This window comes from Thalassospira sp. ABD4_177 (genome assembly GCF_056160125.1).
Map to the genome: position 1 here is coordinate 1,177,964 of NZ_JBSWWO010000001.1, position 14,471 is coordinate 1,192,434.

A 14,471-nucleotide genomic window follows, 5' to 3' on the forward strand; every position below is an offset into this window, starting at 1 on the left:
TTATGTATTCTCCTGATCTGCGGTGCCGGTTTGCGACAGATGTCCGGCGACGGGCAAACTTTCGGGACGGGAGGCCCAGTAAAGCGACATGGATGCCGTCCACGAGAAATCAGTGCCCCCGCCGCCACGGCCGGTTACCGGGCAGAAATATTCACGATAATCGGATTGGTCGATAAGTGCCTGTGTATCGATGCGGATACGTTCGGCAAGGCCGGTTTCGCCATGTTCGATCAGACCCGTGGAGATCATCCAGTTGATCATGGCCCAGACAGGCCCCCGCCAATATCGGATCGAATCAAACAGTTCATGGTTCGGGTCAAAACTGGGCACGCCATGCTTAACCGTTGAAAGCCAGCGTGACAGGGTTGATGCCATCTTTTGGGCCCGGATTTTCTCGACCTGGCCGGCGAATAGCGCAAGCCAACTGCCCGATGTCAGCGCGGTTGCATGTTCATTTCTTCTGAGATCAAGGGTGACGTATCCACCAACAGCCTCAGACCAAAGTGCTTCAAACCCGGCATCAAGACGGGCAAGGCGGTCTTTGGCGCGGGTTGCGATATCATCAAGTTCCAAAAGTCTGGCCATCGTGATCAAATCGCGTTCGGCGCGCCGCAGGATTGCATTCATTCCCGGTTCAGCGACCCAAAACGGACAATCACGCGCAATCACCTGCGGGTCCCAGTTGCAATCGCGTCCGAACTTTACCAACGACATATAGTGGTCGTAGTCATCTTTTTTCGGGCGTTCGTCTTTGTTGACGATGTCCGTGTCGCGCCGGTGATAGGTGCCGACGCCGGTTGTATCGATAAAGGACAACGGGCGATCCCAGTCCGGCAGGTTGTCACGTCCACTTTCCCAGGGGTGCATGTTTGCAACAACACCGCGGCCATCGGGATCACGGGCATCAAGGAACCATTGATGCCAGCGATCGAGTTTGGGCAGAAGTTTTGCTGCGCGTTCGCGGTGGGCGTTAATATCTTCGGCCAGAAGGCGTTCGATCACGGTCGCGGCAACAGGGGGCTGTGTAATGCCTGATGTTGGCGGGTTATCGGCAATATCTTTTGTGCCCCATTGTTCCGGGCCGGGGAAATAGCTTTTTTCTTCCTTCCAGAAAATGATGTGGGGCACCATGCCGTTGTCCCATTGCGCAGACAGCAGGCTTTCGACTTCTTGCCAGGCGCGGTCGGGATCAAAGACGGAAAATCCAAGCGCGACCAGTGCGCTGTCCCAGTTCCACTGGAACGGATAAAGCTTTGCACTTGGTACCGTATAGCCGCCGCGATCATTGGCCAGAAGGATTTCGGCGGCACGTTTGTTCGTGCCCGAAAGCTGATCAATCGACATGGTCATCCCTTTACACTCCCGGCGGTCAGGCCCTGAACGAGGAAACGTTCGAACCACAGGAAGATCACAAGGATCGGTACCGTTGCGATGACGGCCCCGGCCATCAGATGCTGGCGGGGAACTTCCGATGAGTTCAGCGATACGACCCCGCGTGACAGGGTAAAGATGTCGGGATCGTCAAGGAACATGAAGGCAAAGAGGAACTCGTTCCAGGCAATCATGAAGACGTAAAGCGATACCGATGCCAATGCAGGCAAGGCCAGTGGCAGGGTGATTTTCACGATCACGCCAAAGCGTGACAGACCATCCATCAGGCCTGCTTCTTCCAATTCTGCCGGAAGTCCGCGGAAGTAGCCCTGCAGCATGTAAAGGGCGACGGGAACCGTCGTCGCGGGATAGACAATCAACAGACCAACCACGGTGTTGCGCAGGCCAAGCTGGCTGAAGACGGCATAAAGCGGGATGACCAGAACGATCATCGGCACGAGATAGATCAGCAGGACCGAGCTTGAAAGAACGGTCTGACCCGGGAATTTCAGGCGGGCGACCGCATAGGCCCCGGGGATCGAAAAGGCCAGCGTGATAATGACCGTCGACACCGAGACGATGGTCGAAATCAGAAGGAACCGGCCAAAATTAAATTCGGTAAACAGTTCGACATAGCTGTCAAACAGGCCGGCTGCGCCCTGGCTCAGATTGATCGACAGATCAAGCGGGTTTAAGAACAGCTCCTGCTGGTTTTTCAGGCTGGTCATAACCATCACATAGAACGGCAAGACAACAATCACGCTGAAAAACACAAAGCCGAAGCCCTTGAGAACACGCACGATCACAAGATCAATGCTGTAGCGTTTGAGCATGCCCGAGTGGATGTCGATCAGGACCGCACGGTTGGCAAAGGTCACGGCCAGCGCGATCACACCGACACCAAGTGCCTGAATGGCAGAGCTTTGTGAAAACGCCAGACTGAACGGTGCGCCGAATGACATCACCATCATGGCAATGATCACGGATGCGAAGGCCACCAGATACAGCCCCGGTGTGCGATCAGACGGAGCGCGCATCATGATGACAGCCGCGTTGACCGCCCCGCCCAAGGCACCGGCCGAAATGATCGGCGTTGCCGGAAGGCCGGTGATCAGCGTCAGCGAAATGCCAGTGATGGCAACGGCAATCGCACCCCACAAAAGACCGGACAAAAGGCCAAGAAGAAGACCCGTACCAATACGCATCACGAATCCTCCCGATGGACGAACTTGAAGTAAAATACTGCAAAGATCAGAAGCAGGATAAAGATCGCAACCGCGACCGCAGCCCCCGCACCAAGATTTGAAAGGGCAAAGCCCTGCTCATAGACATCAACGGTCAATGTCCGTGTGCCTGCCGCACCACCGGTCAGAAGGAAGATGTCGTCGAATTTGTTGAATGTCCAAATGAAGCGCAACAGGAACAGGGTGGACAGAATGCCCAGAAGTTGCGGCAGCGATATGTGCCAGAACTGTTGAAGCGGGGTGGCGCCATCAACCTCGGCGGCTTCGTACATGTCAGATGAAATCGACTGCATGCGTGCCAGAATGAACAGGAAGGAAAGCGGGAAATAACGCCACGCTTCAAAGGCAATGACAGTGGCCAGAGCCAGCGGGAATTCAATGGTCAGTCCGAAAACATCGATTGGCAGTGCGCGCTGACCAAAGAAATTCACCCCTTCATCCGCAAGGTTCATGCGCTGTAAAATCGCATTGAATGTGCCGTTGAACGGATCAAGCAGGATCACCCAGGTAAAGGCGACCGCGATCACAGGTGCGACATAGGGAAACAGAAACAGGCCGCGAAGGATGGATCGTCCGGCAAACGGTTTGTTGAGCATTTGGGCGGCAAACAGCCCCAAAACCAGCGCGCCCAGAGTACCAAACACGGTATAGGCGAGGGTCACCCACAAAACCGACCAGAATTCGCGGGAATCAAAAATCCGTGCGAAGTTTTCGAGGGTAAATTCGGTGTTGGTCAGGATGTTTTCGGCGTTCCCGGTAACCGTCGGTTCACTGTCACGCGGTGATACCGGATTGGCAGCAAAGCTTTCATCTGCAATGGCGGTGAGTTCAAGACGGGTGCGTTCGCCTGCTTCAAGCTGATCAAGCGTGCAGCGCACATCCGGTCCATTTACCTTACATGCAGGGTCATCTGTGATGATGGTGACGCCAGGAGGAAGAGTATCAATCAGGACAATATCGGTGATGTCACCTTTGCGCGATGAATTTCGTATCCTGTACTGAATGCGAAATTCCTGCCCGGCGACATCCATATCCCCGCGCACACGTTCGGAAACCACCGGTGTCGGTGGGCGCAGATCAGAGAGTTTGACCGGCTTGACCGAAATCCAGAAGTTGGCAAGCAGCGGAAACAGCACAACGCCCATGACGATCAGAAATGTCGGGGCAAGCATCCAAAGGGCCAGCCGTGCTTCGCGCCGGGCCATCGGCCCCAACTTTGATTTCCGCTTGGGCGGAGGGGCCGTTGCGGACGGTGTCTTTGTGCTTTGGGACGTGGTCATCGTCTTGCCATCCGTTCTGAAAATCCGAAGTCCGGGGCACCGGTATTGTTGGGTGCCCCGGATACAAGGCTGTACGTCGCTTATTCGATGGCGGCGATTTCTTCGTTGATCAGGTCAGCCGTGGCTTCTGCGTCACGTTCGCCGTCGATATATTCACGAACGTAGCGGTTGATGACCTGACTGTTGATGATGCGCGATGCCAACGAAAGCTGACCTTCGGCAACACCCCAACGGTTTGCGGTTTCAAGACCGGAAACGATGTCGGTGATGACGGCCGGATCATAAAGTTCCGACAGCGGCTTTTTGCGATCGACGCCAACCGGCAGGGTCGACCATGCTTTGACGAATTTTTCCGGGTCATCGGCTGTGCCGTGACGGACCGGGAATTTGCCTTCTGGTGCGATGGAAAGCGTGCTGGTGTAGCCTTCATCAAGCGAGAATTTGACAAATTCTTCGGCGGCTTCGGTATCGGCATCATTGGTAATGCCGAAGTAACGAATGTCACCCCATGCCGCACCATCCGGATTGGACGGGCCCATCAGGCGGGTCACAACACCGGTTTTGGAGGCCAATTCATCAGAGGTCGGATCATCATTGATGGTGGGGGGGGCACTGTCACGAAGACCGGCCAATTCATCAAGGATGAAGGGTGACCAGATGATCATTGCTGTCTTGCCAGCGAAATAAACCTCGCGGGACTGTTTCCAGTACAGGTCACCGGGCGGGGATGCTTCGGCGATGGATTTATAGAATTCCAGTGCCTCGACCAGTTTGTCCTTGTCAAAGCCAACCGAACCATCCGCGGAAACCGGGGTTGCACCGTTGGCGAGGAAAACATGTTCAAGCACCTGACTCATGAAGTTTTCGTCGATCTTGGTCGCGGCGACGAAGCCATACATTTCGGGTGGATTATGCAGCGCATCAAGCGCCTTTTGGATGTTGGCATAGCTGTTGGGAGCCTCGAGGCCTGCTGCATCAAACAGATCCTTGCGGTACAGAACCATCTGCGTCCAGCCATCTGACGGCACAGCAGCCACTTCGCCGTCAAAGTCGGCCATCGAAAGAGCTGCCGGTGCAAAGGTATCCTTGCCCAAATCCATAACAACTTCGTTGTTGGCTTCGGTATCAAGGATGCCTGCTTCGGACCAGGGCAGAACATATTGCAGGGTCAAATAGATGACGTCTGGCAAATCACCAGCGGCATAGGCGGCCGTGGCGCGCGTGCCCAATTCTGACTCTGTGACCGGGATGACTTCAACGGCGGTGCCTGTTTTGGCTTCGAACTGCTTGGCCATTTCTTCTTGTTTGGCCAGGCGTTCGGGTTGTTCTTCGGTGGTCCAGAAACGCAGTTGCGCACTGGCGATGCTGGTGGAAATCAGCAGTCCCGCGGCAGCAAGCGTTAAAGCATGCGTAAACCTTGTTTTCATGAGGTGCCTCCCTTGGCATTGGCGGCCAGCTTTAATGCTGGCGGGTTGGCTGACCCACGGACGGTCAGCGATGCTTCCCACAGAATTTGGGAAAATTCGGATGCAGGCGCGTTGGCCTGCGAAACAACGATCCGGCCTACTTCGCGGCCGATCTCATAGCTGGCCTGTGCCATTGTGGTCAGACCAGGGTGAATGGCCTCACCCATTGGCAAGCCATCAAAACCAATGACGGAAATATCACGCCCGACCGTGATCCCGGCATGGGCAAGTGCATGAATGGCACCAATTGCGACAGCGTCGGTGACACATAAAAGGGCCGTCGGGCGGTCGGGGTGTTTGAGAAGTTCGGTCACCGCATCGCGTGCGGCCATTTCATTGGTGATGCCGTCATGAAGGTAGCCTGGCAAAACAGGGCAGTCGTGTTTTCGGGCCGCAGCCAGATATGCCGCGCGGCGTTGCCAGGCATAGTTCAGTTCCGGATCGCCCCCAAGATAGGCAATCTTGCGATGCCCCAGACCAGCCAGATGATCCATCGCATCGGCAAATGCCTTTTCATTATCGATATCAAGCCAGGCGTAATCGTCGCAGTTTTCGGTGCGCCCCTGTACGACAAAGGGCAGGTTGGCTGATCTGAGGAAATCGACCCTTGGGTCCTTGCGCTTGGTGCGTGCGATCACGAAACCACCGACCTTTCCCGATCGGATCAATCTGTCCATGACTTCGACTTCGTCATGGCCTTCGGGAACGGCTGCGACCAGCAAATCCCAGTCAGAAAGCGCAAGTTCGGTCGCCAGACCATCAAGAATTTCAGCCAGAAACGGATCAATCTGATGGCCATCGCGGGCCGGTAAAACAAAACCGACGGTCTCGACGACACCGCGTGCCAAACGACGTGCTGTCGTAGACGGGCGATAGCCCAATTCATCCGCGGCCTTGCGGACCCGTTCGATGGTTTTCCGGGCAATGTCGGGATAATTGTTCAGGGCGCGTGAAACGGTTCCCTCTGACAAGCCAAGATGCTTTGCCAGTTTGGCAATAGACACAACCTCACGGCGTTGCTTAACCCGCGACACGGAACCTCCCTTATGCTTTTTCATCATCTTGTTGATGATGTTGGCTGTTTCCGAAACCGCTTTCGGAAACGTTCGAAACGCTATACGAAACCGCTTTCGGTTGTCAAATTGTTGATTTTGAATGATTTAATTTTGCACCGCGAGATGGGCCGGACGCCATTCCTAGGGATGGGATTATTCCAAGGGAAATCTTGATTGTTGCGCGGGTTAAGGGCGGTTATCAACCAAACGCATAGGCGATATTTGCTGTTTCCTGTTGCGACGCACACCTTCAACGAACAGGTGCCCAAAAGGCACGTTCTTGACCAGCAGGTCAGGACTCGGCACAAAAAATGGCGGGCCAAACTATGTATGGCCCGCCATTTTACGTATTATATCAGGATATACGCCGCTTAGCTGAAATCGAGTGCGTGGTCGCCATTTGCATCTTTGATGCGGGTCGGAAGGCCCATGCCGTTGAGCAAGTTCAGGAACGGTTTGGATGGCAGGTCTTCGACGTTTGCCATCTTTTTCACATCCCATTCGCCCGTGGCGATCAGCATGGCCGCCGCAACTGGCGGCACACCGGCGGTGTAGGAAATGCCCTGGCTGCCGACTTCGGTGTAGGCGTCTTTGTGGTCGGCCACGTTATAGATCAGGACTTCGGTTTCCTTGCCGTCCTTCGTACCCTTGACCAGATCACCGATGCAGGTCTTGCCGGTATAATCCGGTGCCAAGGAGCTTGGGTCCGGCAGGCAGGCCTTAACAACCTTAAGCGGCACGACTTCCTGACCTTCGGCGGTGGTGACCGGCTTTTCGGACAGCAGGCCGATATTGTTTAGGACCGTGAAGACATTGACGTAGTGATCGCCAAAGCCCATCCAGAAACGGACATTTGGTACGTCAAGGTTCTGGGACAGGGAATGGACTTCGTCATGGCCGGTCATGAAGGTCTGGCTTTCGCCGACAACCGGCATGTCCCAGATCTTTTTGATCTCGAACATCTTGTTGGCCTGCCACTTGCTGTCCTGCCAGGAATAAACCGTGCCGGTGAATTCGCGGAAGTTGATTTCCGGATCGAAGTTGGTCGCGAAGTATTTGCCGTGGCTGCCGGCATTGATGTCGATGATGTCAATCGAGTCAATCTTGTCGAAATAGTCTTCGACGGCCAGCTTGGCATAGGCGTTCACAACGCCCGGATCGAAACCGACGCCAAGGATCGCGGTCGTGCCAGCGGCTTCGCATTCTTCGCGGCGCTTCCATTCATAGTTGGCATACCATGGCGGATTTTCGCAGATTTTGTCCTGCTCTTCATGGATGGCGGTATCAAGATACGCCACACCGGTTTTGATGCAGGCCGACATGACCGGCATGTTGATGAAGGCCGACCCGACATTGATGACGATCTCGACGCCGGTTTTTTTGATCAGGGCGACGGTTGCGTCGATATCGGTGGCATCCAGTTCGTGACCTTCAAGAACGCCGGGGTTTTTGAGGTTTTTCTTTTTATGGATGCTGTCGATGATGGACTGGCACTTTGACGCTGTGCGTGATGCGATATGAATATCGCCAAGCACGTCGTTATGTTGTGCGCATTTATGTGCAACGACCTGGGCGACGCCACCTGCGCCGATAATCAGAACATTCTTTTTCATGTCGGGCCAAAAACTCCCCTGTTTTGAGAGGTGGAGCACGTCGTGCTCCGGTTCGCTATGAAAACTGCGCTTTCGTGTTTTTACGAAAGGCTCGAAACGTAGTCGTCAAAGGTGAACTCACGCACAACGCGCTCTGTTCCGTCGAGTTCCCGGATCACGATGGACGGCATGCCGACCCCGTTAAACCAGTTCTTTTTGACCATGGTGTAGCCAGCCGCATCTTCAATCGAGATACGGTCGCCCACCTTGATCTCGTTTTCGAAATCAAATTCGCCAAACACGTCACCGGCAAGGCAGGACTTGCCACAGATCATATAGGGGTGATCGCCGGTATTGGGCAGCACCTTGGCATTTTCGCGATAGATCAGAAGATCAAGCATGTGCGCTTCGATCGAGCTATCAACGATGGCAAGGTTCTTGCCGTTAAACAGGGTATCAAGCACGGTGACCTCAAGGGTCGTGCTTTTCGTGATCGATGCTTCGCCGGGCTCAAGATAAACCTGCACGCCGAATTTCTCGGAAAATGCCTTGAGCCGCGCGCAGAATTTATCAAGCGGGTAGTCATCGCCGGTGAAGTGAATGCCGCCGCCGAGGCTGACCCATTCAACGCGTGCGATCAGCGATCCGAACTTCTCTTCGATGTCGGTCAGCATGCGATCAAACAGATCGAAGTCTTCGTTTTCACAGTTATTGTGGATCATGAAGCCGGAGATTTGATCCATCACCGCTTCGACCTTGGCGACATCCCATTCACCGAGACGCGAGAAGGGCCGCGCCGGATCGGCGAGATCAAAGCTTGAAGTCGAGACCTGCGGGTTCAGGCGCAAACCGCGCACAATGCCGGATGCCTGATCGGCAAATCGGGTCAGCTGGCCGATCGAGTTGAAGATGATCTTGTCGGCATTGTCGATGACTTCGGAAATCTCGTCATCGGAATAGGCGACACTATAGGCGTGCGTTTCCTTGCCGAACTTTTTCCGGCCGAGTTTGACCTCATAGAGCGACGAGGAGGTCGTGCCATCCATGTAGTCCGACATGAAGTCGAATACCGACCAAGTCGCAAAGCATTTCAGCGCCAAAAGTGCTTTTGCGCCAGAATGTTGGCGCACATATGCGATCTTTTCCATGTTGCGCAGCAGCTTGGACTTGTCGATCAGGTAATAGGGCGTTGCGGGCATGGGCGGCTCTCTACAACTATGTCACGGGGAATGCGGATGAACTCGGAAAGCGCGATCAGGCTGTCATATTCCGGGTTTTGGCAAAATCACCATCAAGGTGGACGGCAAGCGGCTTCTAGTGATCCGCCTGACGGTGCGTCATCCAATAGACGGAGACAGATAAACTGTATTCATTCATCAGATGCCTCCATCTTTTAAGGTGTTGCCAAACTGTGCCTTGCCATCAACCGGCATGGGGCACAGGGATATATCTATTTGCCGCGTCCCAATAGCAGCGCGGGTGGGGGCGGTCAATACTCAATGTCCCCCAAGCATGTTGTGGTTTCATGACGCATTGATCAAGGGGGTAATCGCATTGATTTTGGGGTGCGATTATCCCATCTTTTGATCATGGGCAGCGGGCAATGTTTTGATGTCCTGCCCGAAAACATGAGCCGGATCGCGTAGTGTTTGGGGGCGCGTACGAAGCTGCCAAACCGTGCAGACATTGTTCCGGCGATCGGATGTTAAGGATCAAACCTGACGGAGGAGCCCCATGTCACCTGCACCTGTAAGTGTCGATCATCTTGCTTTTCCGACCCGCGACCTTGAGGCCACCGATCACTTTTATTCCAAGGTGGTCGGCGCAACACTGGTTCACGCGGAAAGTGGTTACAGCCCGTCTTGGAAAAGTGATTATTTGCTGATTACCTTTGCGCTGCCCGACGGGACGCGTTTGTCATTCTTTGACTGGCCTGCTGATACCGGTCCGTACCCAAATGATCCGGAAATGCCCGATGATGTGTTTCATATCGGATTACGGTGCGAGACGGCGCGCGATGTCATTGCGTGGCAGAACCACTTTTTCCAGCACAAGATCGTTTACCATAGCGAGGATGACGGCAAATCCCGGCGTTTGTTCGTGCGTGATCCCAACGGCATCCGGTTCGAGATCTTTGCATCCGAACAGGCCCGTTCGAGTGAAGATCACGAAGAAAAGGCACGTGAAGTCATGGGCGAATGGCAGAGGTGACGGGCCGCAAACACTGCGAACTCCGCCGCGATCATGTCACAAAGATCGTGCATTCAGCAAATGGTTGAATTACCAGAGATACACACCTTTCGCTGACAGGAGACCCCATGCCCAACTTCAAAAAAATAAACCGCCGCCTTCGTCTGGGTATGGTTGGCGGTGGGCAGGGGGCCTTCATTGGCGCTGTGCACCGGATCGCCGCCCGGTTGGATGATCGTTATGAGCTGGTGGCTGGTGCGCTGTCGTCAAAGCCCGATGTCGCTGCGGCATCCGCCGCCGAGCTGTTTATTGCCCCGGACCGCAGCTATGACAGCTTTGAAGACATGGCCAAACAGGAAGCCGCGCGCGAAGACGGCATTGATGTTTGTGCGATTGTCACCCCCAATCACCTGCATTTTCCGGCCGCAATGGCGATGCTTGATGCCGGTATTCATGTGATTTGCGACAAGCCGCTGTGCCTGACGGTAGAAGAGGCCGAACAGATCGAAGCCAAGATTTCTGAGACCGGTCTTCTGTTTGCGCTGACCCATAACTATACGGCCTATCCCATGGTACGCGAAGCGCGCCAGATGGTGGCGGACGGAAAACTTGGCAATATTCGCCTGGTTCAGGTCGAATATGCCCAAGGCTGGATGGCCACAAGGGTCGAGGACACCGATAACAAACAGGCCAGCTGGCGCGCCGATCCGGCAAAGGCCGGCATGGGTGGGGCGCTGGGCGATATCGGCACCCATGCCCATAACCTGGCGAATTTTGTCTCCGGGCTTGAGATCAGCGAGCTGTGTGCCGACGTCGATGCCATCGTCCCGGGCCGCAAACTTGATGACAATGTCCAAATCCTGTTGCGCTATGCCAATGGGGCTCGCGGGATGCTGTGGGCCAGCCAGGTTGCGGTTGGCCATGAAAATGGTCTGCGTCTGCGGATCTATGGCGATAAGGGCAGCATTGAATGGGGGCAGGAGCATCCCAACCAGCTGCTTTTCCGCAAGCTCGACGCGCGCCCGGAATTGATCACGCGCGGTGGACCGGGCAACGGTGCGGATGGACAGCGCAATATCCGCGTTCCGTCCGGACACCCGGAAGGCTACCTTGAAGGCTTCGCCAGCCTGTATACAGATTTTGCCGATCAACTGGTTGCGCATCTGAGTGGGGCAAAAATCGACCCGGCCAGCTGTCTTGTCCCGGGTGTCAAAGAGGGGCTCGATGGCATGAAATTCGTCGAGGCCGTCGTGCGATCCGGTCAGGATGGGGCGGTCTGGGTTAAAATGTGAGGGTTCCTCACAATCCCTGATGCGGATCATTCCGCCTTCTTGGGATTCAGGCAGGTTTTGAAATTCAATTTGGTTTTTGGCGTGGCCGCTGTCTTTTGATGGCGGCCATTTTGCTTTTCTGACGGGCCCGTCAAATCGCGGTTTTATGAATTAAAATCAATATACTAACAAACCAAATGCGCGTGTGATGGTGTTCACGTTTAATCATTGGTTTTCCACGAAGTGAAAAAGACTTGCGGCGTGGTTGATCGCCTATTGCTGGATTTTCCGTATAGGTGTTTCCTTAGGGTCAGTACCCATTACTTTGATTTGAATGGCAGACGTTATATTTGTGAAATCCAAGGAAAAGCTCGCAGGGCGGGCTGGGGCCCGGCCAAGGGGTTTGACGCCGAAGTTTGCAAATATAACGTCTGTCCTTCGGATTAACCGGATTTGCACGGGCTACTTTGTCGTAAAACCTTGAAAGATGCATATCTTCCTGCGGTTTTGCTCCGCGTATCCGCACAAATCCGGTCAACCGTTCAAACCAAAGTAATGGGTACTGACCCTAGACCATAAAAAATAAGACTACTTTCAGGGAATTTACCGGGAGCGTCCGCATGCCCGAGAAGCCAAAGCTTCTGATAACGCGACGATTGCGTGATGCCGTTCAGGCGCGCGCCGCGCGGGACTATCAGGTCTTGACCAATGACGAGGACCGCGTTTTTTCAAGCGCGGAACTGATCGAAAAATGTCAGCAGGTCGATGCTGTCCTGCCATGCCATTCCGAGCATTTCTCGGCCGATGTCATCGCGGAACTGCCCAAAAGTCTCAAGATCATTGCCAATCATTCGGTTGGAGTCGATCACGTTGACCTGGCTGCGGCCAAGGATGCCGGGATTGTCGTGACCAATACGCCCGATGTGCTGTCCGATGCCACGGCCGAAATCGCCATGCTGTGCATGCTGGGTGCTGCCCGGCGCGGGGCCGAGGGCGATGCGATGGTACGGGCTGGAAAGTGGGATTTCTGGTCACCGGCCTTCATGGTCGGTCGGCAGGTCTCTGGCAAAAGGTTTGGCGTTTTGGGCATGGGCCGTGTTGGTCAGGTTGCCGCCGAACGGGCGCGCGGATTTGGCATGGAAGTGCATTACCACAATCGCAAGCCATTGCCCGATCATCTCGCCAAGGGGGCGATTTTCCACGACACCATCGAAGATCTGTTTGCGCATTCTGACGTGTTGTCGCTGCATTGCCCGTCGACCCCGGAAACCAAGGGGATCATCAATGCCAAGACCATCGCAATGCTGCCCGACCGGGCCATTCTTGTGAATACGGCGCGCGGTAATCTGGTGGATGAAGATGCGCTGGTGGCGGCACTTGCAAGCGGAAAACTGTTTGCCGCAGGCCTTGATGTGTTTTGCACCGAACCGGGCGGAAATCCGCGCATCAGTGCCTTGGATAACGTCTTTTTGCTGCCCCATATCGGGTCTGCAACAGAAGAAACGCGCGATGCGATGGGCTTTCGCGCCCTCGATAACCTTGATGCATATTTTCAGGGAAAAGAACCCGGTGACCGGGTGGCATAACAGGCGGAAAACCGCCGGAATTCAGTTCGTTCAAGTCTTTAACAATAACAAAATGCGTGCCGTTTTTTGGGGTCCCGGAACGGGGCAAGCGCATCAAAAATGGTCTTGAAGATCAAGATCAGGGGCTTTTGAAGGCTGACAGTTACCGCGTGTTTACAGGCAATGGGTGTCTGCAGATTGCGGTAAATCTGGGAGGAAATATGGATATGAAAACCAAGTCTGAAGACGTGAAGTCCACGGAAGTATCCCGTCGTTCGTTCCTGACCAAAGGGGCGACAGGGGTGGTCGCAGGCGGTGCTGCGGCAGCAGGCGTTTTTGCGGCACCGGCTGTTCATGCACAACCGGCACCGATGGTGCTGAAAATGCAGACGTCCTGGTCATCATCCGACATCTGGATGACCTTTGCCCAGCAGTATGTTGATCGTGTTGAAGCGATGTCCGGTGGTCGTCTTAAAATCGACCTTCTGCCGGCAGGCGCAGTTGTTGCGGCATTCCAGGTTCTGGATGCGGTCAATGATGGCCTGATCGATATTGCCCATTCCGTGCCGGTTTACTGGTACGGCAAAAACAAGGCCGCATCGCTGTTTGGCACCGGTCCGGTGTTTGGCGGTTCTGCAACCACCATGCTGAGTTGGTTCTATGCCGGCGGCGGTGAAGAGTTCTACCGCGAACTGACCCAGGACGTGATGGGCCTTGATGTTGTTGGTCTTCTTGGCTTCCCGATGCCAGCACAGCCGTTTGGCTGGTTCAAGGGCCAGGTCAACACCGTTGCCGATATCGAAGGCTTCAAGTACCGCACCGTTGGTCTGGCAGCAGACCTTCTGCAGTCGATGGGCATGTCGGTCGCACAGCTTCCGGGCGGTGAGATCGTACCGGCCATGGAACGTGGCGTGATTGACGCGTTTGAATTCAACAACCCGTCTTCTGACATGCGCTTTGGCGCACAGGATGTTGCGAAGAACTACTATCTGTCTTCGTACCATCAGGCATCTGAAAGCTTCGAATTCCTGTTCAGCAGATCGATGCTTGAAGATCTTGAGCCGGACCTGCAGGCGATCCTGCGTCACGGTGTCGAGGCAGCGTCGACCTCGAACACGGCACTCGCCATGGATAACTATTCTGCCGACTTGCAGAAACTGCAGTCCGAAGGTGTTGAAGTCCACCGGACCTCGAAAGACATCCTCGCCGGTCAGCTTGATGCCTGGGACAAACTGATCCCGACCCTTGAGGAAGATCCGTTCATGAAGCGTGTTCTCGATAGCCAGCGCGCCTGGGTCGAGCGTGTGACCTATTATGAACTGATGAACTCGCCTGATTACGTGCTCGCATATGATCACTACTTCCCGGGCAAACTGAAACTCTGATCACCCGACCGGGTTTAGAGTTTTGATGATCCTGACTGCTCCGTTGGTTCAC

At 54.7% G+C, this 14,471-nt stretch carries 11 protein-coding genes; 4 read left to right on the forward strand and 7 right to left on the reverse strand.

Features of this window, described 5'->3' with window-relative positions; translation table 11 throughout:
• The 7 genes from ACXAF0_RS05405 to nspC form a co-directional block, all read right to left on the reverse strand.
• Positions 1-1,350, reverse strand: coding sequence for an MGH1-like glycoside hydrolase domain-containing protein (locus ACXAF0_RS05405; protein WP_475344550.1), 1,350 nt, complete (start codon positions 1,348-1,350; stop codon positions 1-3).
• Positions 1,347-2,576, reverse strand: a complete 1,230-nt coding sequence (locus tag ACXAF0_RS05410; RefSeq protein WP_475344551.1) for a carbohydrate ABC transporter permease — start codon at positions 2,574-2,576, stop codon at positions 1,347-1,349. The genes ACXAF0_RS05405 and ACXAF0_RS05410 overlap by 4 nt, the downstream gene beginning before the upstream one ends.
• Positions 2,576-3,820, reverse strand: a complete 1,245-nt coding sequence (locus ACXAF0_RS05415; RefSeq protein ID WP_475344553.1) for an ABC transporter permease subunit — start codon at positions 3,818-3,820, stop codon at positions 2,576-2,578. Before ACXAF0_RS05415 ends, ACXAF0_RS05410 begins: the two co-directional genes overlap by 1 nt.
• Positions 3,821-3,975: 155 nt before the next feature.
• A complete protein-coding gene (locus ACXAF0_RS05420; protein WP_475344554.1) occupies positions 3,976-5,322 on the reverse strand; it encodes an ABC transporter substrate-binding protein in 1,347 nt (448 codons plus the stop codon).
• The gene (locus ACXAF0_RS05425; protein WP_475344555.1) at positions 5,319-6,395 is read right to left on the reverse strand and encodes a substrate-binding domain-containing protein; all 1,077 of its coding nucleotides are present in this window, start codon (positions 6,393-6,395) and stop codon (positions 5,319-5,321) included. Before ACXAF0_RS05425 ends, ACXAF0_RS05420 begins: the two co-directional genes overlap by 4 nt.
• Before the next feature lie 392 nt (positions 6,396-6,787).
• On the reverse strand, positions 6,788-8,029 hold the full coding sequence (locus ACXAF0_RS05430; protein WP_475344557.1) for a saccharopine dehydrogenase family protein: 1,242 nt from the start codon (positions 8,027-8,029) through the stop codon (positions 6,788-6,790).
• A gap of 80 nt (positions 8,030-8,109) precedes the next feature.
• Positions 8,110-9,207, reverse strand: coding sequence for a carboxynorspermidine decarboxylase (gene nspC / locus ACXAF0_RS05435; protein WP_475344560.1), 1,098 nt, complete (start codon positions 9,205-9,207; stop codon positions 8,110-8,112).
• Between the two features lie 535 nt (positions 9,208-9,742).
• On the opposite strand from nspC, the gene ACXAF0_RS05440 reads away from it, so the two are divergent.
• From ACXAF0_RS05440 to ACXAF0_RS05455, 4 genes are all read left to right on the forward strand, one after another.
• The gene (locus ACXAF0_RS05440) at positions 9,743-10,219 is read left to right on the forward strand and encodes a VOC family protein (protein WP_475344561.1); all 477 of its coding nucleotides are present in this window, start codon (positions 9,743-9,745) and stop codon (positions 10,217-10,219) included.
• Positions 10,220-10,326: 107 nt separating this feature from the next.
• Complete coding sequence (locus ACXAF0_RS05445) at positions 10,327-11,490, forward strand: Gfo/Idh/MocA family protein (RefSeq protein ID WP_475344563.1); 1,164 nt, start codon at positions 10,327-10,329, stop codon at positions 11,488-11,490.
• Positions 11,491-12,089: 599 nt separating this feature from the next.
• Positions 12,090-13,055, forward strand: a complete 966-nt coding sequence (locus tag ACXAF0_RS05450) for a 2-hydroxyacid dehydrogenase (protein ID WP_475344564.1) — start codon at positions 12,090-12,092, stop codon at positions 13,053-13,055.
• Between the two features lie 206 nt (positions 13,056-13,261).
• Positions 13,262-14,419 (forward strand): TRAP transporter substrate-binding protein, encoded by a 1,158-nt coding sequence (locus tag ACXAF0_RS05455; RefSeq protein WP_475344568.1) that lies wholly within the window; start codon positions 13,262-13,264, stop codon positions 14,417-14,419.
• Positions 14,420-14,471: the final 52 nt, after the last annotated feature.

What these genes read in the sequence shown, in the direction of transcription:
- ACXAF0_RS05445 (WP_475344563.1), top strand. Translation starts at nt 10,327, where the DNA reads ATGCCCAACTTCAAAAAAATAAACCGCCGCCTTCGTCTGGGTATGGTT.
- ACXAF0_RS05430 (WP_475344557.1), bottom strand. Translation starts at nt 8,029, where the DNA reads ATGAAAAAGAATGTTCTGATTATCGGCGCAGGTGGCGTCGCCCAGGTC.
- ACXAF0_RS05440 (WP_475344561.1), top strand. Translation starts at nt 9,743, where the DNA reads ATGTCACCTGCACCTGTAAGTGTCGATCATCTTGCTTTTCCGACCCGC.
- ACXAF0_RS05405 (WP_475344550.1), bottom strand. Translation starts at nt 1,350, where the DNA reads ATGACCATGTCGATTGATCAGCTTTCGGGCACGAACAAACGTGCCGCC.
- ACXAF0_RS05415 (WP_475344553.1), bottom strand. Translation starts at nt 3,820, where the DNA reads ATGGCCCGGCGCGAAGCACGGCTGGCCCTTTGGATGCTTGCCCCGACA.
- ACXAF0_RS05455 (WP_475344568.1), top strand. Translation starts at nt 13,262, where the DNA reads ATGAAAACCAAGTCTGAAGACGTGAAGTCCACGGAAGTATCCCGTCGT.
- nspC (WP_475344560.1), bottom strand. Translation starts at nt 9,207, where the DNA reads ATGCCCGCAACGCCCTATTACCTGATCGACAAGTCCAAGCTGCTGCGC.
- ACXAF0_RS05450 (WP_475344564.1), top strand. Translation starts at nt 12,090, where the DNA reads ATGCCCGAGAAGCCAAAGCTTCTGATAACGCGACGATTGCGTGATGCC.
- ACXAF0_RS05420 (WP_475344554.1), bottom strand. Translation starts at nt 5,322, where the DNA reads ATGAAAACAAGGTTTACGCATGCTTTAACGCTTGCTGCCGCGGGACTG.
- ACXAF0_RS05410 (WP_475344551.1), bottom strand. Translation starts at nt 2,576, where the DNA reads ATGCGTATTGGTACGGGTCTTCTTCTTGGCCTTTTGTCCGGTCTTTTG.